This is a genomic window from Nocardia sp. NPDC058705 (genome assembly GCF_042749305.1).
In the GTDB taxonomy this organism is placed as follows: domain Bacteria; phylum Actinomycetota; class Actinomycetes; order Mycobacteriales; family Mycobacteriaceae; genus Nocardia.
In genome coordinates, this window is sequence record NZ_JBHYRN010000006.1 from 18822 (window position 1) to 41714 (window position 22893).

General features: G+C 62.6%; 18 protein-coding genes. 14 read left to right on the forward strand and 4 right to left on the reverse strand.

Annotated elements, in window-relative coordinates; genetic code table 11:
* The first annotated feature begins 79 nt into the window (after nucleotides 1-79).
* Nucleotides 80-1525: a metallopeptidase gene (locus tag ACFW6D_RS10600; protein ID WP_379326897.1), complete on the forward strand. Its 1446-nt coding sequence runs from the start codon at nucleotides 80-82 to the stop codon at nucleotides 1523-1525.
* On the opposite strand, the gene ACFW6D_RS10605 is transcribed toward ACFW6D_RS10600, so the two are convergent.
* Entirely contained in the window at nucleotides 1522-2832 is a 1311-nt protein-coding gene (locus ACFW6D_RS10605; protein ID WP_379326899.1) for an FHA domain-containing protein, read from the reverse strand. The two genes, ACFW6D_RS10600 and ACFW6D_RS10605, sit on opposite strands and share 4 nt — an antisense overlap.
* Nucleotides 2833-2963: 131 nt before the next feature.
* On the opposite strand from ACFW6D_RS10605, the gene ACFW6D_RS10610 reads away from it, so the two are divergent.
* The 12 genes from ACFW6D_RS10610 (at nucleotide 2964) to ACFW6D_RS10665 (ending at nucleotide 18910) form a co-directional block, all read left to right on the forward strand.
* Nucleotides 2964-4163 carry a hypothetical protein gene (locus ACFW6D_RS10610; protein ID WP_379326901.1) on the forward strand — a complete coding sequence of 400 codons (1200 nt, stop codon included), beginning with the start codon at nucleotides 2964-2966 and terminating at the stop codon, nucleotides 4161-4163.
* A gap of 59 nt (nucleotides 4164-4222) precedes the next feature.
* Nucleotides 4223-5413 carry a hypothetical protein gene (locus ACFW6D_RS10615; protein WP_379326903.1) on the forward strand — a complete coding sequence of 397 codons (1191 nt, stop codon included), beginning with the start codon at nucleotides 4223-4225 and terminating at the stop codon, nucleotides 5411-5413.
* Nucleotides 5410-6639 (forward strand): hypothetical protein, encoded by a 1230-nt coding sequence (locus ACFW6D_RS10620; protein ID WP_379326905.1) that lies wholly within the window; start codon nucleotides 5410-5412, stop codon nucleotides 6637-6639. The genes ACFW6D_RS10615 and ACFW6D_RS10620 overlap by 4 nt, the downstream gene beginning before the upstream one ends.
* 160 nt (nucleotides 6640-6799) lie before the next feature.
* A complete protein-coding gene (locus ACFW6D_RS10625; protein ID WP_379326907.1) occupies nucleotides 6800-8005 on the forward strand; it encodes a hypothetical protein in 1206 nt (401 codons plus the stop codon).
* A gap of 8 nt (nucleotides 8006-8013) precedes the next feature.
* The gene (locus ACFW6D_RS10630; protein ID WP_379326909.1) at nucleotides 8014-9213 is read left to right on the forward strand and encodes a hypothetical protein; all 1200 of its coding nucleotides are present in this window, start codon (nucleotides 8014-8016) and stop codon (nucleotides 9211-9213) included.
* Between the two features lie 5 nt (nucleotides 9214-9218).
* The gene (locus tag ACFW6D_RS10635) at nucleotides 9219-10451 is read left to right on the forward strand and encodes a hypothetical protein (protein ID WP_379326911.1); all 1233 of its coding nucleotides are present in this window, start codon (nucleotides 9219-9221) and stop codon (nucleotides 10449-10451) included.
* Between the two features lie 109 nt (nucleotides 10452-10560).
* A complete protein-coding gene (locus ACFW6D_RS10640; protein WP_379326913.1) occupies nucleotides 10561-12120 on the forward strand; it encodes a serine/threonine-protein kinase in 1560 nt (519 codons plus the stop codon).
* An 80-nt stretch (nucleotides 12121-12200) separates the two neighbouring features.
* Nucleotides 12201-13751 (forward strand): serine/threonine-protein kinase, encoded by a 1551-nt coding sequence (locus ACFW6D_RS10645; protein WP_379326915.1) that lies wholly within the window; start codon nucleotides 12201-12203, stop codon nucleotides 13749-13751.
* A gap of 299 nt (nucleotides 13752-14050) precedes the next feature.
* Nucleotides 14051-15031: a hypothetical protein gene (locus tag ACFW6D_RS10650; RefSeq protein ID WP_379326917.1), complete on the forward strand. Its 981-nt coding sequence runs from the start codon at nucleotides 14051-14053 to the stop codon at nucleotides 15029-15031.
* A 29-nt stretch (nucleotides 15032-15060) separates the two neighbouring features.
* Nucleotides 15061-16329, forward strand: a complete 1269-nt coding sequence (locus tag ACFW6D_RS10655) for a hypothetical protein (RefSeq protein ID WP_379326919.1) — start codon at nucleotides 15061-15063, stop codon at nucleotides 16327-16329.
* A gap of 136 nt (nucleotides 16330-16465) precedes the next feature.
* Nucleotides 16466-17662, forward strand: a complete 1197-nt coding sequence (locus ACFW6D_RS10660; protein ID WP_379326921.1) for a hypothetical protein — start codon at nucleotides 16466-16468, stop codon at nucleotides 17660-17662.
* 27 nt (nucleotides 17663-17689) lie between these two features.
* On the forward strand, nucleotides 17690-18910 hold the full coding sequence (locus ACFW6D_RS10665; protein WP_379326923.1) for a hypothetical protein: 1221 nt from the start codon (nucleotides 17690-17692) through the stop codon (nucleotides 18908-18910).
* 67 nt (nucleotides 18911-18977) lie between these two features.
* Here ACFW6D_RS10665 and ACFW6D_RS10670 read toward each other — a convergent pair whose 3' ends face one another.
* The 3 genes from ACFW6D_RS10670 to ACFW6D_RS10680 all read right to left on the reverse strand — a co-directional run bounded on the left by ACFW6D_RS10670 (nucleotide 18978) and on the right by ACFW6D_RS10680 (nucleotide 21337).
* Nucleotides 18978-19262, reverse strand: a complete 285-nt coding sequence (locus ACFW6D_RS10670) for a WXG100 family type VII secretion target (protein ID WP_063004978.1) — start codon at nucleotides 19260-19262, stop codon at nucleotides 18978-18980.
* A gap of 36 nt (nucleotides 19263-19298) precedes the next feature.
* Nucleotides 19299-19625, reverse strand: a complete 327-nt coding sequence (locus ACFW6D_RS10675; RefSeq protein ID WP_379326925.1) for a WXG100 family type VII secretion target — start codon at nucleotides 19623-19625, stop codon at nucleotides 19299-19301.
* Nucleotides 19626-20497: 872 nt separating this feature from the next.
* Nucleotides 20498-21337: a hypothetical protein gene (locus ACFW6D_RS10680; protein WP_379326927.1), complete on the reverse strand. Its 840-nt coding sequence runs from the start codon at nucleotides 21335-21337 to the stop codon at nucleotides 20498-20500.
* Between the two features lie 251 nt (nucleotides 21338-21588).
* Here ACFW6D_RS10680 and ACFW6D_RS10685 point away from each other — a divergent pair, with 251 nt between their 5' ends.
* Nucleotides 21589-22566 (forward strand): Rpn family recombination-promoting nuclease/putative transposase, encoded by a 978-nt coding sequence (locus ACFW6D_RS10685; protein WP_379326929.1) that lies wholly within the window; start codon nucleotides 21589-21591, stop codon nucleotides 22564-22566.
* The last annotated feature ends 327 nt before the right edge of the window (nucleotides 22567-22893 follow it).

Here is a 22893-nt window from a genome sequence, read left to right on the forward strand (position 1 = left end):
ATCGGCGGTGCCCCCGAGACGGCTTCGATACCGATCCGGCGATCGACCTGCACGTGTTACCGGCCGACCAGGGGGACGAATGCCGAAACGTCAAGTGTTCATTGCCGTTTCCATCGCACTGTGCGCGCTGATGGGCGTCGGGTGCACGAAGGCGATCGACGGGCACGGCGTCTCGATCTATGACGATCCGTTCCAGGTGGCGGGATTGCCGACCACCGGCGGGCCGAACGGACCGCGTCCCGGCGTCCCCGATTCGCCGCTCACCGCGACCAACGGCGACGGTGGCGACGTGGACAAGCTGGCGCTCAACGCGATCGACGACATCCAGTCCTACTGGCAGGCAGGCTTCGGCACCGAATTCCCCGGCGAGACCTTCGACCCGGTCGAGAAACTGATCTCCTGGAACGCGCGCGCCACCCGCAGCGAGTCGGTCGAATTCTGCTCCGAAACCACCTACCACCTGGTGAATGCCGCCTACTGCCGCAGCGACAACTCCATCGGCTGGGACCGCGAGATGCTACTGCCGACCATGAGCGAGACCTTCGGCCCGATGTCGGTGGTGATGGTGCTCGCCCACGAATACGGCCACGCCATCCAGACCATGGCCAAGATGGTCACCAAGAAGACGCCGGTGCTGGTGAAGGAACAGCAGGCCGACTGCTTCGCGGGCGCGTTCATGCGCCACGTCGCCGAGGGCAAGTCGGAGCACTTCACGATCAACACCTCCGACGGCCTGAATTCCGTTCTCGCCGCGACTGTTTCGATTCGCGACTCCGATCCCGACGATCCGGAGAGCGTGCACGGTTCGGCCTTCGAACGCGTCACCGCCGTGCAGATCGGGTTCACCGACGGCCCGCGCGGCTGCAAGGGCATCGACGAGGACGAGATCGACTCGCGCCGCGGCAATCTCCCACAGAGCTTCGCCGACGACAGCGGCCGCGGCGAATACCCCGTCTCCAAGGAAAACCTCGTCGAGCTGAGCAAGGCCCTGCAGGCGATCCTGCCGGTGAAAGACGCCCCGACCTACGCCTACGCGGGCTCGCGCATCGACTGCGAGGACGGCACGGACACCGACCCGGTCACCTACTGCCCCGCCAAGAACACCATCGCCACCGACGTGCCCGGCCTGGCCGAACGCGGTGCCGTCGACAACGACGACGACGGCCCGCTGCCGGTGAAGGTGAGCGGCGACTACAACGGCTACGTGGTGTTCATCTCCCGCTACACCCTGGCCGTGCAGCGCAGCCACGGCCAGGAGCTGACCGGCGCGAAGACCGGTCTGCGCGCGGCCTGCCTGTCCGGTGTGGTCACCGGCGCACTCGCCCGACCCGATCGTCCCGTGAGCCAGGGCGACATCCAACTGTCGGCGGGCGACCTCGACGAAGCGGTCTCGGGCCTGCTCACCGACGGACTGGCCGCCAGCGACACCGAGGGCAACACGGTGCCCAGCGGATTCTCCCGCGTCGACGCCTTCCGAGCAGGCGTCCTCAACGGCGAAACCACCTGCTTGTCCCGCTACTCCTAGCCGAACGGCGGGGGCGCGGCCGGTTCGTAGCGCAGTACTCGGTTGCCGATCATCACCTCGGTGCCGGGGACGAGGACCATCGGCTGGTTCGGGGTGAGGCGGACCCAGTCGCGGTAGCCGGGGTGTCTGCTGCGGGTGCCGTTGGTGGAACCGCGATCGATGAGCTGGACGTCCCAATTCACCAGGTGCACTTCGGCATGCGCGCGTGACATGCCACCTGAGGTGTCGTCGATGCGCAGCGGGATGAGGCCGCGTAGGGCCGCTTCGGAGTTCTCCGGGTCGCGCCCGATCACCGCGTCGGCGGCCATCAGGTAGGTCATGCCGTCGTCGAGCACGAGCATGCCCAGCGGCGGGCGGACCACTTCGGCGAGCGCCTGGGTCTGGTCGACCGGCATGCCACACACCGTGCAGAACGCCGAGCGGGGATCGCTGGGATGCGCACGCGCGCACTTGAATCCCATCACCTTCACCGCGAGCACCGTCGATTTCGCCGTGGCCTCGAGCCTGCGCTGCAGGTCGGGATCGGGTTCGGGCGCGGGATTGGTTCCGGAGAGCCGGGTTTCGGCGTTGTGCGGGTCGGCGACGGTGCCGTGCGAAGTACCGGTGACGGCATCCAGCATCGAGGTCGCCGGTTGCATGCCCGTCGCGGGCTGCTGGCTGGGGCGTGAATCCTGTTGCGGCTCACGTGGTTCCCGGTCGATGCGCGCGGTAGGTGGTGGGGGCCTGCGGGTTTGACCTGCAGGTTCCGCGGTCCGCACATGACTGCGCACATCGTTGGACCACATCACGGCCCCGCCCGCCTGCGCGATTCCCTCGACCAGCCAACCGATTCCGCGTTCCGTCGGCATGTCCGGGATGCGCCCCTTGGCATCGTCGACGAACAGCGCGACCGCCTTCGCGGGCTCCGACGCCACCCGGTCGACGGTGAACGCCGCATCACTGCCGCGGTAGTACTCCGGCCCACGTTCGTCGGCGAGCACCGCCGTCACCGAACCGTGCAGGAAGATCGCCACGCCACCGTTGTCGGCGGCCGAGAGCACCCCGAAATCGATCGGCACGCCCGGCGAGATCTGCTCGGCGTACTTCATCAACCAGCGGGTCGCCTCCCGCGCCACCACTGAACCGGGCCCCGACGGCGCCTGCTCGTGCGCCTCGCGCACCAACTCCGCCAGCGATTCCAGCGCGATCGCCGCGGTATCGCCCGGCGTGAGCTTGCCCTGCCCGCGATGCGCGACCACGATCACCGCGCCCGCCACCCGCGCCACCGCGTGACTTCCGAGCACCACTTCGACCTGCCGATCCCTCACAGGTATCGGCCTCGCAGCACAGAGGTGACCATGGCATCCAGAGTATGGCAAGCACCGCGCATCGGTCCCCCTGGGCGGGGTCGGTCCGGTAACTTCATAGGTGTTGTGGGAGGAACATCGAGGGGAACCTGATGATCGATTCGACCAGAATTCGCGTCGCGCTCGCACTGAGCGGTGCCCTCATCGCCCTCACCGGCTGCACGGTCAGCGGCACGCCCGTCGCGGGCGAACCCGATGTGCGCGGTCTCGAGACCGGAACCTTCGCCACCGACCGGCACACCTACACCGACACCGCAGGCAACAGGGGCGCGCTGGTCGAGGGCGCGCGGATGTCGGCGGCCGTCGTCCCCGCGGTCCGGATCGACCCTTCGCTGTCGCACGGCCGCGGCGGCGTGGTTGTCCCCGACATCGAACGCGCGCTGGATTTCGTCGCCAATGTCTCCAAACCTGTTCTGGAGAACCGAAAATTCATCACCGGCTACGTCGCGCTCGGCGCGGACAAGGCCGATCCCGCCGGCGAAACCCGCCCCGGCCCCGACGCGACCGCCCTGACCACCGCACTGTTCCGCTTCCCCACCGCCTCCGCCGCCACCCTCGCCGCGCGCGAACTCGAGGACGTCGACCTGGCGGTCTCCCCCGAGAACCGCAAACTCACCTCCACCAAATACCCCGAGGCCTACCTGCATTGGCGACCGGGCGTTCCCACGATCGGCGCCTTCCTCGCCCACAAAGAGTTCGTGATCTCGCTGTTCATCCAGCGCCCGCGCGCCGACGCGACCGACCTCACCGCCTGGATCGACAAGAACCTCGCCGCCGAACTCGCCCAGCTCTCGAAGTTCGAACCCACCCCCGCCGAGAAGATCGCCGACCTGCCCGTCGACCCCACCGGCCTCCTCGCCCGCGCGATAGTCGAAGACCGCGCCACCATGCGCCCCGGCGAGTACACGTTCGCCTCCTATGCCCCCGAACACCTCATCAACAAGGCAGCCAACCTCACCACCCGCCAAAACCTCGTCACCACAACAGGAGTCGAGGCTTACGCGGTAGTCGAAGGCGGCGCCGTCACCCGCGTCCGCGACCAACCCGCCGCCCGATCCCTCATGCAAGGCCTCATCGACTCGGCAGGCCACTACGACCCGATCACCGCCCCCGCCGACGTCCCCACCGCCACCTGCCTGAAACTCAACGACAACGGCAACAAAGAAGACGACTACGTCTACCGCTGCTACGTCGCCTACAAGCGCTACCTGGCCATGGTCAGCGCCGACGGCGAACCCGAAGTCCGCCAGAAAATCACCGCCCAGTATGCCCTTCTGGCCAACAGCTTGTAGCTGCCCATTCCTCGATCGCGGTGTCGTAGGATGCCGACAATCGTTCGGGGAGGAATGAGTTGCGCGCCACGAAAATCGTCTGCGTCCTGGCGACCACGCTGCTGACCACCGTTGCCGCCTGCGGCGGTCCCGACGAGATCGTCGCCACCGACACCCCCGTAGACCTCGCCACGCTCGACGTCGGCAACTATCCGACCCAGCCCCGCCAGGTCGGCACGGTCGCCAACCTGGACCAGGGCCGATTCATCGAGGCCGAACGCCTCGGCGACTTCGTGCCGATACCCGCCGACATCGATCCCCGGTTCGTCTACACGAATCCGACGATCGCGTCGGTCTTCCTCGACGCCGAGGCCTCGCTGGGCAAGATCATGGCCGTCGACCGTTTCGCCGAGATCGCTCCTGATTTCATCGGTGGGTTCGTGAGCTCGGCCGAGACCGAGCCCAAGAACATGGGCCTGGATATGGTCAACGCGGTAATGATCTTCCCCAGCGCGCAGCGGGCCGCGACCGCCGCCATCGAGCTGGAAAAACTCGATTTCGGCTACGCCCCGAACAATCAGCGCATCGAGATCCCCGGTTATCCCGCGGCGACCGCGCACTGGCAGCCCGACCAGCAGTCGATCGGATCCTGGTTCGCCACCGGCAATTTGGTGATCTACACCTGGTTCTACGACTACTTGAAGATCTGGCTGGAGAAGGTCGACAAACAGGCGCTGCTCGACCTCACCCGCAAGAGTCTCGACACGATCGTCCCCGCGGTCGCGAAGTTCACCCCCACCCCGAGCACCGAGCTGACGACCCTGCAGCGCGACCGCGAAGGCATGCTCGGCCGCACCGCGCCCCGCCCCCGCGAGGACTCCTGGATCAACCCACCCGGCGTCTACGCGGGCCGCACCGCCCGCCATTTCGTCTCCGATCCGGTGGGCACAACGAAAATGATCGACGACTACGGCATCGACCTCTACGCCAACGACGGCGCCGAGGTCTACCGGGCCCGCGACATCGCCGCCGCCCAAGGCGTGCGCGACGAACTCGGTGGCCTCACCCGCAAATTCACCGCCGCCGCCCCGCCGAAGAACCTGCCGACCGCCCGGTGCAAGGAATACATCGGCAGGCAGCAGCGCATCGCGATCCGCTTCTATTGCGCGGTGTCCTACGACCGCTACGCCGCCTACGTCTGGTCGAACCAGCTCCTCGACGCCCAGCAGCGAATTTCCGCCCAGTACGCATTGTTGGTGAACGCGCGATGAGAATCCGATACGCCCTGCTCGCCGCTGTGACCATGGTTCTGTCCGCGTGCGGCGCCACGCTGTCCGGTCAGGCGCTGCCCGGCGAGATCGATGTCCGAACGCTCGACGTCGGCTCGTACCCCACCGAGCCACTCAACGCGCACGACGACGACCCCGTCCCGCCGTTCTACGAGATGTACGAGGTAGCGGCGATGCGGATCGCCGACTACGTGATCAACTCCCGCGACGTCGACGCTCAGATGACCTACGGCAAACGCGCGACCACCGTGTCCGCCGGTGTGATGCCGTCCGCACTCGGTGACGAACCAGCGATGTCGGCCGTCGCGAAGAAACACAAAATGCTGTACGGCTTCGAATCCAGCGGCGCCGCAAAGGATTCCCGCGTCGAAACCTATGGCGGCTGGCCGACGAAGAAGGCCGACAACAGACTCACCGCCACCACCATGGTCCTGCAGTTCCCCGACGCGGACCGAGCGGCCGCCGCGGCAAAAGAGTTCTACGACACCGATTTCGGCATGCAGGAAGGCCGCAACCAGCCGGTCGCATTGCCCGAACACCCAGCAGCCCTGTCACATTGGCGTCCTGACTCCCCCTTCCTGCGTACCGTCCTCCCCCACGGCCCCTACGTGATCGCCTTCCTGCTCTCGGTGCCCACCCCCGACCAGCAAGCCCTCACCACCCTCGCCTCGAACGCCTACACCGAGCAGATCGAGGCACTCGCCAAAACCACCCCCCTGACCGACGAACAGGTCATGACCCTGCCCTGGGACCCCGACCACCTGCTTATACGCACCCTCAACCCCGACCAACTGGCCAACCCCGAGGGTGCGGGCTACTACCTGGTCACCGGCAAACACGGCATCCTGCACTACTCCGGCGACCAACTCCCCACCGACCGCCACTACGTCGACGAACAACTCACCAAAATGAGCGCCCAACAGGTAGCCCTGTCCTGGGGCTCGATCACCGTCCGCACCCCCGACTCATCCACCGCAGGCCGCGCGGTCGCCGAGAAATTGTTCCCCTGGCAGGTAGAAGCCGACGCCGCCAACGCCCCCAACCTCCCCGACTCCGCCTGCGTGGAGAACAAACGCCCAGGCGCCTCGAAGCGCTTCAGCTGCCTCCTCGCCTACAACGAATACGTCGGAATAGTAAGCAGCAACCAACTTCTGGACGCCCACCAACGTGCAGCCGCGCAATATGCATTGTTTGCCAATACCCGATGACCGCCCACGCGGTCGCGCTCCCACGTCACAGCGCGCCGTCACAACGGTCGAGTAGTATCCTCGCCGAACACACAGCCCGAAGCGGCTGACTTCTCGCAGCGTCCGACAACCGTCGCGAGTCGATGCCGCGAGGGTATGGAGAAATACGCGGGGGGATCCGATGAAGTTGCGTACGAGGCTGCTCATGCTGGCCTTGGTCGGCGCACTGGCGACGGCCGGGTGCGCGGCCACCGTCACCGGTCATGCCCTTCCCGGCATGTTTCCGGTCGATCTGGCGAAGCTGAAGCTGGGCAGCTACTCACCGGAGCCCACCCCGTTCGGGCTGCGGGACTTCGCCGATGCCAGCGATGTTCGCAGGCTCGAAGCGCAGCGAATGCTCAACTACATGATCCCCACCACCGACGTCGACCCCGATATCGGCGAACTCACCGGCGTCAAGACCTTCACCAGCCCGAGCGACCCGTTCACCGCTGAAGCGCTGCCGGAGCAGTACCGGGCGGCGTTGACCGACAACAAGCTCCTCGCCGGAACCTACGTCGTACGAACCAACGGCAGCCCCCGCCGTCTCGAGAAACTGCTGATGATGGTGCTCCGGTTCCCGACCGACCAGGCCGCGCGCGCAAGCGGCGACCAGATGTTCGAGGTGAGCCGTCGAGATGCGGCACACACCTTCACTGTCGACGGCCACCCGAACGCACGGGCCTCCTCGAAGGACTGGTCGGCGGGCATCGCCTACGTGACCAAGGGTCCCTACCTCGTCGTCGCGAATTACGGGCTACCCCAGCCCGACGAAACAACGGTGAAATCCCATGTCAAGAAGGCCCTCGACCTGCAACTCGCCAAGATGAGCGAGCTGTCGCCGACACCGTTCGAAGACGTCCTCGACGTCCCGTTCGATCCCGACGGCATCATGCGGCGAGCGCTGCCCGCGGCCTCCGACTACACCGACCCCTTCGGAAACGATCTCGACTTCTACGCCTACGGGCCCTCAGGGCAGTTGCAGTACGAACGAAATTCGGCATTGATGAAGCAGGCGTTCGCGGACACCGGCGTCGACCTGATCGGCAGGCGTGCCGGAATCGTCTACCGCGCGAAAGATCTCGAATCAGCCTTTCGCCTGCAGACCGCGTTGACGACCCTCGCGAAGAACGACGAAGTTGTCGCAGCACCGCCAGGGCTCCCAGACGCACGCTGTTTGCGGCTCTACGAACCGGACCCGCTGCGCAAATACGACCTCATGTGCGCGGTCGTGCGCGGCCGTTACGTCGGGGTCGTGGTCGCGAAAAGCAAACTGGGCGCCACCGTCAATCCCGGGTTGCACGAACGCGCGGCGGCCCAGTACACGGTCTTGGCGAAGAGTGAGTGAGACGAACAATGCACCCTAACCTGCGACTCTGTGCCGCCCTGATCGCCGTTGTCACCGTCGCCAGTGCCTGTGGTAGCGATGCCGACAGTGAATCTTCGACGCCATCCGTCGATCTGAGCCAGCTAGAGACCGGAAGCTATCAGTCGACACCGCGCGACCCGAACATGTCGAAGGCCGACGCGACCGGTCAAGCCATCGAAGCGGTCCGACTGGGTGCGGCAGTCCCGCTGCCCTACGACGTCGACCGCAGCTATGCATTCCAGCGCTTGAACTCCCCGCGGTTGCGATCGACCTCGAAGCTCCCCGGATCGATGACGAAGATCGACCCCGCAGAATTCCATGAGGTCACCGATGGCCTGATCGCCGGGTGGAAATCCAGTGGTGAACGCCGCGAACAACCCTTCCTCGGTCGCCAGGCATGGATCCATGTCTACCGATTCGAAACCGAGGCCCAGGCTGCGATCGCAGCCGAGCGAATCCCAGCGAAGCAGCAGAAGTTGGGCACCGGTCAGCGCGTTGAGATCCCGGGTTATCCCGCTGCCCGCAACAATTGGGCCGGCAGCGTCCTCGACTCGTGGATGGCGAAGGGGCCCATGGTCTTCGGCGTGCGCATCGACGATCCGATGACTGAACCGCCCGACCCCGCCGCGGCGATCGACTTCACACAGAAGGCGTACGCGAAGATCATCGAGATGCAGGCAGGCTATTCCCCGACCCCGGTCGACAAAATTGCCGCGTTGCCCATCGACACCGATGGGATGCTGAGCCGAACACTGCCGGGTGAAGAAGACCACCGGATCGACCCCCTGGTCCCCGAGGGAGCGGTGGAACCGACACAGGCCGCCCTGGCCCGAGACGAGTTCCCGGGAACGACCAAGCCCGCTCTGGTGGATGCCGGGGTTGATCTGATCTCCAGCGAGTCCACGCTCGCGCGGGTGTACCGGGCCGAGAACACGAAGGCCGCGCAACGCCTCATGGCAGCGCTGATCGAGCCGTACTCACGGTTCATGAAGCCGATCGACAGCCCGCGAAACCTACCGGATGCCAAGTGCTTCGACCGGAAGGACTCCTCAGCGAGCAGCTCGGGCCTCACCCCGATCTGCTATGTCGTCTACGACCGTTTTCTGGCGCGCGTCACCGCCTCGAGTGTCCAAGACCTGCACCATCGGACCGCTGCCCAGTACAAGCTCCTCGCGGTCGACCGGTGACCGCGGTGAGTCGCATCAGCGGTAGGTCCGCCCGCACCGCAACGGCATTGCTGGCGACTTGTCTGCTGCTGACCGCAGGGTGCGGCACGACAGTGTCCGGCGAGGCACAACAGGCAATTCCGGCGAAGAGCACGCTCGACGTCGGCAACTACCCCTTCGCACCGCGCACGGTGGGCAACGCCAAGAGCGACATGCAAGCCCGCGCACGCGAGGCGCAACGACTGGCCGACTACGTCGCCCTTCCTTTCGAAGCGGACCCGGCCTACGTGGTAGACGAAGGATTCTTCACCAGCCCGATCGCGCTCAACGGTAAAGGGTTGCGGCGCATGGTCATCAACGACACCTTCGACGATGTCGCCAAGGACCTCACCGCCGGCTGGGTGCACTCCTGGTCGACCGCGCCCAACTCCGAAGGCAAGAACCGGACCATCAGTCTCGCGGTCCTGTTGTTCCCCGATGCCGCGACAGCACGCCAGGTCGGACCGACGCTCGAGCACGACGACTTCACCTTCAACGCCGATAACCAGCCGGTACAGATCACCAAACACCCAGCGACAGCGGCACATTGGCGGCCCGGAGTGTCATCGATCGGTTCCTGGACCGTCCATGATCGCTATGTGGTCTTCATCAAGGTGGACGACGAGAGTCAGCCCGCCGATCTCCCGGCTCTGACCTCCCACGTCGAGCGCATGCTCGATGTCCAATTGCCGCTGCTGGACAAGTTCGTTCCCACTCCGGCAGCGGAGTTGTCCACCATCGCGCTCGATGTCGACGGGATTCTCAGTCGTACCCTCCCGTCCAGTCCTGACAAACCTGTGCGAGCACAACCTGACGGCGTGTTCACCGGCCGTGGAGTCCTCTCACTACTTTCCCTGGCAGGGCCGGCCACCCTGGCTCGAATGCAGGACTTCGAGGTCGATCTGATCTCCTTCGGTGAGGCGCTGATCTTCCGAAGCCGCACCCGCGAAGCCGCTGAACGCCACTGGGAAGAGCGAAAATCCTCGGCGAAACAGAGTGAGCTGGCGAACATGCTGTACAAGCCGGTCGATGTTCCCACCGGCCTCGGTGACCGCGTTTCGTGTCATACCTTCGCGACGAAGGTCAACGAGACCGAAACCACCACAACGAATTTCTGCTCTTTTCACACCGACCGGTACCTGGTCGAGCTCGAGGGGCTTCAGCTACAGGACCTTCATCAACGAGTGAACGCCCAGTACGCGATGCTCACCGGCAAGTAGGTCGCGGGGTCGGCTCGACCCGAAGCGAGTCGAGGACTTGTCGCCCACTTGCTAGATTTTCGTTCGAAGGCTCGTCGTCCGGGCGTTCGAGACCGTGGAGGAGGACTGAATGGCGTTGCGGCCCGGCGCGATTGTCGGTGGATACCGAATACTCAACATGCTCGGCAGTGGTGGCATGGGCACTGTCTACCTGGCCCAGAACCCGATTCTGCCGAGACGTGACGCGCTCAAGGTGCTCAGCGCCGATCTCTCCACCAACGCGGAGTTCCGCGCCAGGTTCGAACGGGAAGCCAACCTCGCCGCCGGTCTCGACCACCCGAACATCGTCGCGGTGTACAACCGCGGCGAGGAAGACGGCCAGCTCTGGATCGCCATGCAGTACGTCGACGGCGTCGACGCGAGTGACGAAGTGAAAAAGGGCCCCTCGATCATGACTCCGCAGCGGGCACTGCGGATCGTGGTCGAAGTCGGCAAGGGTCTCGACTACGCGCACCGGCGTGGTCTGTTGCACCGCGACGTGAAGCCGGCCAATTTCCTGCTCTCCAAGCCCGAAGACCCCGACGAAGAGGAGCGGGTGCTCCTGACCGACTTCGGTGTCGCCAAGTCGGCGCAGGACAACCAGGACCTCACCGCGACCGGAACCTTCATGTCCACGGTCGCCTACGCCCCACCAGAGCAGCTCGTCGCGAGCCCACTCGACCACCGGGCAGACATCTACAGTCTCGGCTGCGCGCTCTACAAGCTGCTGACCGGGCAGAATCCGTATCCCGCGAATACTCCGGCCGTGGTCATGATGGGCCACCTCCACGAACCACCGCCCCGGGTGACAGCCGTTCGTCCGGACCTACCTCCCGCGCTCGATCGGGTCATCGCCCGAGCGATGGCAAAGGATCCGGCCGATCGATACAACACCTGCCGGGAGTTCACCCGTGATGCCGAGACTGCGCTCCTCGGAACGTCTCGGGCACCATCGACGGATCCGCATCACCCGACACAATCGGGCTACTACACAGGTAGCTCCTACCCGACTGCGACCGCCCCCGTCGCCGCCTGGGGCAATCAGCCCCCTACCGACCAGAACCTCGTCGACACCCTGCATAACAACAGCGGTAGCGCTCGTAACGGTCGTCGCCGAAGGTTTCTCGTACCCGCGATCCTCGCCGTCGTTCTCGCACTCGCAGTCGGATCCGCGACGTACTTGCTCACCAGGCCGTCCGATGACGCGGCCGCGAGCAGTCGTGGCATGTACGCCGATGTACGGGAGAAGTACCCTCAATTCGACAACAAGACGATTACCGCGGTGAGCTATACCGGATCGGCGCTGTCGGTCTATCTGGACGGCGGAACGCAGGCAAAGTTCTTGCAGGACATCGGGTTCCGCTACACCCCGAAGTACAAGGCCGCGGGGACCGAAACGGCTCCGCGTTCGCTGTCACTCAGCGCGTCGTCGTCGGAGTTCGACTCGGACGTGATCATCGTGCTGCGAACCGACAATCAAGCGGGCAACGGCGGACTGCGCGGACTACCGTCCGGATTGATGTACACCAAGGCAAAGATCGTCGTCGTCGACGACATCGGGACTGTGCAAGCCTTCCAGGTGTGGACCGAACAATCACCGGAGCGACTTGTGGACACTCTCGTACCGACCATCGCCAAGACTGTTACCTAGGTCGGCTCGTGACAACTCTGACGATATCCTCAGGCGTTGCCCAAGGCGGCCGTTGCCCGCAAATCAGGAGTTAGTGGATCATGGCGTTGAACCCCGGAACCGTCGTAGGTGGTTACCGCATCGAACGGATTCTCGGCGCGGGCGGCATGGGAACCGTCTACCTGGGCAAACACCCGAGCCTGCCGCGCATGGACGCACTGAAGGTGCTCAGCGCCGAGCTCAGCCGCGACCCCGAATTCCGTGCCCGTTTCCAACGCGAGGCCAACCTCGCCGCGGGCCTCGACCACAACAACGTCGTCTCGGTGTACAACCGCGGTGAGGAACACGGCCAGCTGTGGATCGCCATGCAGTATGTCGACGGCACCGATGCCGCCGCCGAGCTCGCCCGCGACCCACACGCCATGACCCCCCTGCGCGCGCTGCGCATCACCACCGAGGTCGGCAAGGGTCTCGACCACGCCCACCGCCGAGGCATGCTGCACCGCGACGTGAAGCCCGCCAACTTCCTGCTGTCGAGCACCGACGGTGACGAGGAACGCGTCCTGCTCACCGACTTCGGCGTCGCGAAGTCCACCGACGACGCCACCGAACTCACCCAGACCGGCAGCTTCCTCGCTACCATCGCCTACGCCCCGCCGGAGCAACTCAGCGGCGCCGCCCTCGACCACCGCGCCGACATCTACAGCCTCGCCTGCGCCTTCTACAAACTCCTCACCGGACAGAACCCGTACCCCGCAGCCCAACCCGCGATGGTCATGATGGGCCACCTCCACCAGCCCCCGCCCCTGGCCACCGCCGTCCGCTCTGGCCTCCCCCACGCCATCGACCACGTGTTCGCCCGAGCGATGGCCAAGAACCCCGCCGAACGGTTCTCCACCTGCCGAGAGTTCACCGACGCCGCCGCGAACGCACTGGTCCCCGGCTTCAACCCGGTCGGCCACAACACCTCACCGACATACCCGATCCAGGTGATGCCGCCGCGCGAGTACACCGACCCGCGAGCAAACACATCGCTGCCCGGCCTCACGTCCTCGACTCCCACCCCACCGAACAAGACCAAGCGCCTAGCAGCGATAGGTGGAGCCGTTGTGCTCGTCGTCGGCATCGGTGCAGGAGCGGGCATCTGGGCCACCAGCGGATCCGGAACCCCGACCGAGGGTCCCACAACCACCAGTGCATCAACGGCCGCGCTGTCGCCGCTCGAACAGGCGCGCAAGGACAATCCCGCGTTCCAGGGAAAGACTGTGACGCTCCTCGATGTCACGCAGCAGCCGGGAAAATACGGCGTGTATTTGTCCGGCAGCCCGCAGACACAGTTCTTGGAGAAGCTGGGATTCGTCTACAACTTCGAATACACGAATACCGAGGGAGAACCCTCACCCAAGCAGGTGACCGACAGTTCGGGCTCGCTCGAAGCACCGGACGACAGCTATGTCATCGTGCTGAGGAGCGACGAAAAAGCCGGGGGCGGTGGACTTCTCGGTCTCCCGTACGGAATCACAAGCTCGCGAGCGACTGTGATTCCCATCGATGTGCCTGCGACGGTCTCATCGATGCGAAATTGGTCGACGGACTCCGAACGTACTCTGATTGACCAACTGGTACCAACCCTGAAATCGAAAATTCGCTAGCGTTGGGTTCCAAAACAATGGGGGATGTGTTGAAACTACACCAACAGCGACCGCGCCTGACCCACGCTTCTATACGCGGTTTCACGGCCACAGCTACAGCTATCGGACTGCTCCTCGCAACAGCATGCAGCAGCGGACAAGGGCCGACGACTCCAACTGCATCTGAGCCTCAGATAGACCTCCAGAAGCTGGAGGTAGGAAATTACGCCACGGTCCCACAAGTGCTCGAAAGACCGATCGACGACGCCCAGGGACGTGCGGTCCAAGCCCAAAGGCTTGCGAATCATATTCCATTGCCGATGGATATCGATCCCCGCTTGAAATACTACAGTTCAATTCAACCCAGGGTGTTCACAACGATCGACCACCAGAGCATGGGCTCATGGGTAGGGTCAGATCTGACACCACATGTAAACGCCCTGTCAGGGTTCATTTCCGGATACACCAGCACAGCCAACTCCGACGCGCAGTACTCGTTGTCGACAACACTGGAGAACCGGGTCCTGATATTCGACAATGAAGCATCGGCATCCACCGCGATGAACACCATCGTAGATTCAGAACTGGCGGCCGATCCGACAAAGACAGGTGTAACCCTTTCCCAGTTCCCCACTGCACGCGCTTACTGGAAAGGCGATCGCCCAACATTGTGGTCGTGGTATGTCGCGGGACAGTTCATCATCTTCACAGCAGTTTGGGACCACCTCGGCAGCGAGCTATCTCAAACAGACCTTCCTGGAATGATGGATCTTGTCACCAAGAGTCTCACTGCAATCCCCGGCAAGATTTCCGGGTTCAAACCAGCCGCGCCGCGAGAACGAGAATCAACTTCGCCCGACTGGGATGGCATGCTTGCTCGCACTGTCCCCGCCATCAACGATCAAGTGCCGGGATTGACAATTCCGGGCGTATACGACCGGCACGGTGGCCTGCAGATCTCACGGCAGCCCGAACTCGATCGCACCCTGTTCGAAACCGCTGGCGTCGATCGCGTCGCATTCAACGGCGGCTATCTGTACCGAGCCAAGGATGCAGCTTCAGCCGCTGCCGTCACAAACCAGCACGCCACATTCACCAAATTCTACCGAAAAATTTCCGCTCCACCCGGGCTGCCTATCGCACGGTGTTACGAGCTGAAAAATCCAACGGCAAAATCGAGGATGCGCTACTACTGCAGTGTCAATTTTGATCGGTATGCGGCGGATATATCCGCCAACCAGATGACCGATGCCTACCAAAGAATCTCTGCCCAGTACGCACTTTTGGCGAATGGTAAATAATGCCCAACTCTCCAAAGCCAAGGAACCCGATGCTTTCCAGAATAGCGCAGACGTGCGTGATGGCTACGATAGCGATCGTAGCCACCGGGTGCGGGTCAACTGTCTCCGGAACTGAAACCGCGGGTGAGATCGACGTTCGAACGCTCGACGTCGCAAAATACCCGGTCGAACCGATAGATACCATCTACGAATTCACCCCGAGTATGCGGACCGCGCAGCTACTAGCGGCCAATCGACTCGCGAGCAGCATGGCGCTCGGTACAGATATTGATACCGACTTCAAATATGGTGCAGGTAGTCCCCTCACGTCACCGAGTACCGCAACTCTGTACCTCAGCAAGGCAACGAGGGATGTCCTCAAGGACAATAAGATGCTGTTCGGTTGGGCCAGCGGAAGCACCGATCAATCAGACTACGCCATCACCTCTAATCGTGCAGGTGATCACTCAATTGGCGAGAGCCAACGCGAACGCTTGAAGCCGAGATACTCAGGCATCACTGTGCTGCAGTTCGCAGACGAAGAAACTGCTCAACGGGTCGCGAAGGATATGTCCGCCGCAGACTTTGCAGTAGCTGCAGACCAGAATCAAGCTGTCGCGCTGCCGAATTACTCATCCGCCGCCAGTCACCGGCGCCCAGGGGTTCCGACACTCGGATCAACTCTGGCTCACGGACGTTACGTTATCTATATCCATGTTGGTGTTCGCGACGACGACGTGACGCAATTGATCACACTCGCAGAAAAGACTTATCGCACCCAAATATCGTTACTGGACAAGCTTCCTGCCCTTTCGCCGGCCGATATGCTCCGACTTCCGCCGGATCCCGACGGAATGCTTCGCAGAGCGCTGAATCCCAAGGCGAACTTCGCGCAGATCGAGGATGAATATTTCACCGTGGACAAAGTCGGCTTCTACCAGCTGAATCGCGAACAGCAACTGAACGAAGCTCTGTACTCGGAGACCGGCGCCGACCGGTTCACGCGATCATGGGGAACCGAACTCGTTCGAACGCGTGACGACGTAGCAGCGGAGACCTTTCGCGACAAAGCCATCGCGGTTTTCGTCCCGTCCTCCGAGGTTGCAGACTCACCGCCCCAACTGCCGGACACCAAGTGCGCCAAGAACACTGACCCCCGGCTGAACGACAAGTTCGTTGACACTGGAGAGCGTAAAAGGTTCCTGTGCGCCGTGCAGTATCGACGCTATGTTGCAGTTGTCGAGGCCGACCAAATCCAAGACGCGCATCAGCGAGCGGCGGCACAATACGCCCTCTTGGCGAACAGTCAGATCCAGTGACTGCGCAGACGAAGTAAATAACATGTCATCCAGTTTCACAGGACGACATCTTTCCAATTTTTACAGAACCATCGCAGGGGGACCGTTGATATCGAATGACCGATCTCGGGCAAGTTCTAGTAGATACCGATCCATCATGTCGATTGCCGCCTGTCTGATTGCGATATCAGCCCTTGCTTCATGCGGCAGTGCACCGGTGCCGACGAATGATCCGATACCCGCCACGGACCAGGATAAAATCGATGCAGGTAACTATCCGACGGGACCGATAGACGCCGCCTCGCTCGGTGACGCAAGAGGCCCGCGGGTTATCGAGGCCGAGCGACTCGCAGATCAGATTCCGCTGCCGACCGATATTTTTCCAGAGCTCACCTTTACCTACAGTTACGACAAGGTTCGGCCTTTCACAAAACCCGACTCATTCGCTATATCTCGGGTGCTTAACCTCGAGCCAAGCAAATTCACAGCTGCCACGCCCGGATTCATCACCGGATTTCGCTCGTCGGCGCGGTCAGACAAGTACCGGCGCATCTCCTACGAGGTGGAGAATCTCGTCATGTTGTTCAGCGACGAACAGGCAGCGAAGAACGCCGCGGCTGAGTTGGGAAAGAACAAACCTGGAAGTGATCCCGACAAATACCTTGATACAACGATCGCGAAGTATCCGGAAGCTCGCGCATTCTGGAGCCCAGAGTATGCCAGCTTGCATTCATCGGCCCCGAGTGGCCGGTTCGTTATCTATTCCTACATTTCAGACCACCTGGCGAATGAAGTTTCCGCAGCGGATCTACCATCGATGGCCCATAAGGCTGAGCGCAGCATCGAAGTCATCGGCTCGCGGTTGCGTGATTTTGCGCCAACGCCCCAGGACAGGTGGGACAGCCTTCCAAAGGATATCGACGGAATACTCGGGATGACCGTTCCAGCGGCGAACGAAGAGACCCTCTACCCGATTGAACCTGCGGTATACCGTATCCCGGGTTTCTTGCATGTATCCGACCGAATCAGCGAAGACAAGAAACTGTTCGAAGAGTTGGGTGTAGACCTTGTCGGCTACAACGGCGGATTCCTCTTCCGTACGCGCGACAGCGATTCCGCAATCGAACTGGTCAAGAACCGCTCGGCCCGGGGCAAGCTGTACACGTTGACCTCGTCACCCCCCGGAATTCCGACCGCGAAATGCTATGAGTATCAGGGAACGTCCAAATCCGTCATCAGGTTCGAGTGCGCCCTCGCGTCAGGTCGGTACGCCGCTACCATCTCAGCGAATCAGCTGGCCGATGTGCATCAACGGGTATCCGCTCAGTACCTCATGCTGGTGGCTGGTAAGTAGCCGATGAACGGTAAGGATCCCCACCTCATGCGGAAGCTGAAAACTACCATCGCAGTCGTCACCTCGGTCATTGCCATGACCGGGTGTAGTTCCCAGGTCGGCGGGAGTGCCGCACCCGCAGAGATCGATGTCCGACAACTCGATACCGGAAAATACCCGACGCGACCGCTGAGCGAATATTCTGAGTTCAATCCCTCGTTCACATTCGGGAGGAGGCTGGCTGCGATGCGGCTCGCCGATAGCCTGGTTCTCGGACAGGAGGTCGATCCGAAGCTGACCTTCGGTTCATTCGAGAGCATCGACTCGGGCACTCCGGGAGTCATGTCCAAGGCAGTAGTCCCTGCGCTCGAGCCGAATAACATGCTGTACGGGTTCGCCACCGGAAACTCCGACATAAAAGAATTTGCGGTGATGTCGCTAGCCCCTGGCGACGAAAGTTTGGCGGATTACCTGCGGAATCGCAAGCCGACCTATTTCGGCCTTTCCGTCATGCAATTTCCTGATGCGACAACTGCCGAGCGCGCAGCAACCGAGATCGAGCGGTTGGACTTCGATGTGGCCGCCGATCTCAACATTCGAGTTCCACTGGGTAAGTATCCCGGCGCCCATTCACATTGGCGCCCAGGCGTGGCGAGTATGGTTTCCACCTTGTCCCACGGCAGCTACGTGGTGAATGTACAGGCTGGCGTAGCTGAGGCGGAGGCAGATAAGCTGACGGACTTGATTCAAAGGGTCTTCGATGCGCAGCTGCCACGTCTTGACAAGTTGAAACCCTTGTCGCCCGTGGAGGTCGTCAAATTGACCAGCGATCCCGAACGGATCCTGGAACGCACACTCAACCCCCAGAAACTCAGCTCTCCTGATGCGAGACTATTTGCCTCGTACGGATTGCAAGGATTTCTGCAGACACGCCGCGACCTACTCCAAATTCAGGGTTTGTACAAGAAGGTAGGAGCCGATCAGTTCGGCCGGTCCTGGGATTCCTATATTATCCGGACCCGGGACACCGACGCGGCTCAGACTCTGCTCGACGGGATGTTCGTAGGCGATGCATACAAGCCCGCTGAGGCGCCGGAGAAGCTCACCTCGGTGAAATGCACTGAGAACAAGGACCCTATGGACGAGGTCAAACGCTTCTCCTGCGCGGTCCAGTACCGCCGCTACGTCGCGTACGTTCAGAGCCAACAGCTTCCCGATGCACATCAGCGTGCCGCGGCCCAGTACGCGGTCTTGGCTAATAGTCAGTAGAAGCGCTACGGGCACAAAAGGTTCGAGCCCCTACACGCACTGTGTAGGGGCTCGAACCGTTTGGAGATCAGAACAGGCCGGCGAGGGCCTTGTCCTTGTCCTGGAGTTCGGAGTTGCCCGTATCCACGAGACGACCAGCGCCCTGGAGGGTCTCGTTCAACTGCTGAACGTGCTGGTTCCACGTGGCCTGGTACGCGATGACGGCTTCCTTGGCCTGACCGCCCTGCTCCTGGAAGAAGGCGTCGACCTGCTTGTGGAAGTCCTGGAGGTCGGCGGCGAGACGCTCGGCGTCAGCAACGAGCTGCCTGGCGCCCTCAGCGACGCCGTCAAAATTGGCGGAAATGATGGTCATAGCAATTTTCCTTTCGAAGGTCGTGAGATGCGACTTTTAGACTGCAGGAAGGTCGAGGCTCGAGACCTGCTGATTGACCTTCGACGAGAACTCCGAGTCATGATCGGTGAGAGTGCCGCTCATCTTCCGCAGGTTCTCCGACGTCTGCATGAGCTGATCGTTCATCTTGTCAGCCTGGAAGTAGTACCGCTCCATGAACGCGTTGAACGCGTCACGGGCCGCACCCTTCCAGTTCGATCCATCGGTGATCATGTCTTCGCGGCTCTTGAGCGCCTTGATCGCATCAGCGATCTGGCCGTGGCGATCGACAAACCGGACAACCTCTGAATCGAGACCGCCCATATCTGAACTGAAATTGGTCATTGCTCTGCTCCCTCGTCACGGCCAACGTCGCGGGTCGGTTTGGCCTCGTTCATATAGTTGGACGCGCGCGGTGCCCGATCGGTTCCATCGATTCGAAAAAACCTTGGCGCACGGTCACGGTAGCCCCCGTTGTCAGCATGTAGTAGGTGCGCGTCGAAGACAGGACAACCTGGTCAGAGGCGTATACGGGGCCGACTGGCACGGCCTCAGACTTGACGTTCTGCACGTCGTTCATATCTCCCCCCGCTACTCCCCTGGCGTGTGTCCGGCTCCGTAGTGCACGAGCCAACGAGGCCACCTTAGCTGAACCCCTGCTTTCGGCGCTACGGCTCTACCACCAAGACACCACGTGATGGAGAGGTGGGTGTGTCGCCACGAACACCGGCTCGGCACGGGTACGGCGCCCGGATCGCATCGCGGCCTGCAGTGCGACCTCGAAGCTGGCGAGCACAACACGCCCTCGCCGGGCGGTTCTGAGCTGCCACGCCGAATTGACCTCTACAGCAACAATTTCAGCAGGCCCCCTTGATAGCGCGCCGTCGACCAAGAGGTGCGTTACCGACCATCACGGCGACCACTTCGCCATCGTCAGGTGTCGTTGCAAGAAACTTTGCATGTCCGCGTGACGTGTAAAGAAATCGCCAGAAACTTTACATATCGCCTTGTCTCTCGAGCCAGGTAGCCATGGCTACGTCGACACCTACACGCTTGATCAACACAAGCCCGCTGAGACGTCTCGCCCACCGCGACGAGTTGGCTCAGCGGGACTGGCTGCGGCAGGGACGTTGGAGGACGAGAGTCGGCCGGGACCGGGGGTTCATCAGCCGCGAGGTCTTGCAGTTGCTCACCTGGTCGTGAGCCAACTGACCCCGTCAGAACGCCGCGCGCTCGAGGTACTTCAAGGCGGAGTCTTTGTCCTTGAACCCAGACGTCGAAGTGTAGAGCTTCGTTGTGGTGTTGAAGGTCTCCACCGTGGCCCCACCGCCGGGGATCGTGTCGTCGATGCGGAACTTCTTCTCGCCCTTGTCGATCAACCACTCCGGGTGCTGACTGCTCCACATACGAAGCAGCTTGTCCGGGTTGGTGTCGATCCAGGCGATCGGGTAGCGGTCGATGTCGACGGCGGTTCGCAGGAGTCCGACTGTCAGGCTGTTCTTGGCCGGCACCGTGAACACCACTCGTACCGCGTACGGGTCGTTGCCGATCGGAGCCTTCTCGGTGATGTTGTTGACCGCGACGACTTCACGCAGGGGTGCGGGCAGTGCATCGAGGACGGCCTTGGCATCCGCCGAAACAGGTTGCGGGGCAGCCTTGCTCGACGTGGGAGCCGTCTTGGAGGTGCTCTTCGCGGAGGTCGGTGCCGAGGGCGCTTCCTGGACCGCCGACGAGGACGCTGCGACCGTCCCGGCTTCGGCGTCTCCGCCACTGGAGACCGCGACAACCCCGACCACCAGCGCACCGATCACCACGACAGCACCGCCGACCAACACGAGCGGCGATTTCCACCATGGGTTCTGCTGCGGCGGCTGGGGCGACCAGCCCTGCTGCGGCGGCTGACCCCATCCTTGCTGCGGGTGGGGCTGACCGCCATACTGCGGCGGCATGCCCTGCTGTGGCTGCGTCGGCGGGTAGGGCGGCTGTCCGGCATACCCCTGCGGCGCGCCTTGCCCCGGCACCCAACCTGGACCCTGCTGCGGCGGTGGATAAGTCATGGTCCCCTCCCTGATTCACGGTCCGCATCCGATGAACACGCGACCCGCAGCGAGCGTACTTGCGCAAGTCACCGAACCCGAATCGAGGCGGTTCCTGCGATCAGAGACCTGCGGCCACTGCGACCCAGGAAAAGCTGCTGCGAGAAACCTGGCATGTCCGCACGGCGTGCAAGACATCTATTCTCAAGTCCAGCAACATGTTCCATATCATCGACGATCAGGAAAAACCGGCCACAGCGTAGGCTGCAGACATGGTCGAGCAACCATCGAACCCCCACGACGCCTTCACGCGCCACATCCTCGGCCGAACAGCCAACGCCGCCTCGGAACTACGCTCGGTTCTGCCCGAACATCTTGTCCAACAGGTGAACTGGAAAACCCTACGCCTGCTGCCGGGCAGCTTCGTCTCACCCCAACTCCGGTCGCGCTACACCGACCTACCGTTCTCAGCCGAAATCAACGGCGAACAAGCCATCATCTACTTCCTCATCGAACACCAAAGCAGCAACGACCACCCCATGGCCCTGCGCCTGACCGAATACATGGTCAACATCTGGACCCAGTACGTCGACACCCACCCCAACACCAAGACTCTGCCGATCGTCATCCCGGTCGTACTCCACACCAGCCCGCGCGGATACCGGTGGACAGCGCCAACGGACCTCTCACAACTGTTCGCTCTATCCGCACCACTGCGCGAATCACTCGGCGACCTCGTCCCGCACATGCGGTTCATCCTCGACGACATCGCACGCACCGACCTGGCCGAACTCCAGAAACGCCCGCTGACCCCAGCCGTCCGGGTGATGTTGTTCGTCCAACAGCACGCCCTGGGACGCAAGGACCTCGGAGTCACGATGATGCCGCTGGTCGCCGACCTGTCCGCCATGGCCGAAGCCCCCGGCGGCGACAGTGACCTGCAGGCCGTTGTCACGTACATTATGACTGTCGGCGAAACAGCACCGGCGGACTTCGATCCGCTGATCAGGCGACTCGATCCGCACGCGAAGGAGGTCATCATGACAACCGGGGAAATGCTGCGCGCCGAAGGTGTGGCCAAGGGTAGAGCCGAGGGAGAAGCCGACTTGCTGATCCGGCTGCTCGGGAGAAAATTCGGTGATGTGCCCGAATCGATCATTCGTCGCGTCAGGTCTGCCGATCCCAGCGACCTGCATCGGTGGGCCGATCAGATCCTCACTGCCTCGTCATTCGAGGAAACTCTCTCCTGACCCTTATCGGACGCCGGTCCGCGCGATCAGCCACCTGCTGGCACCGCGAGCTCGAGAATGTCATTGCAAGAAATTTGGCCGCTTGTCAGACCTTCTGAGTTGCCTGGTGCAAACAAGGGGCGAGGATGACCGCACTAATCGGGCCGCAGGGCTCAGTGATCGAACTGAGTGCCGAGGACATTCGGCATTCGATCGCGAACGCTCTGCGTCGCGTCGGATGCACGTTTGACGAGCTGGCTGCCCAAGCTCGCACCGATAACGTGAGCCGTCGAGGAGTTGGTTGAGATCCCACGCGCACATTTTCGTGCCGTACGCACTCGGCATCGT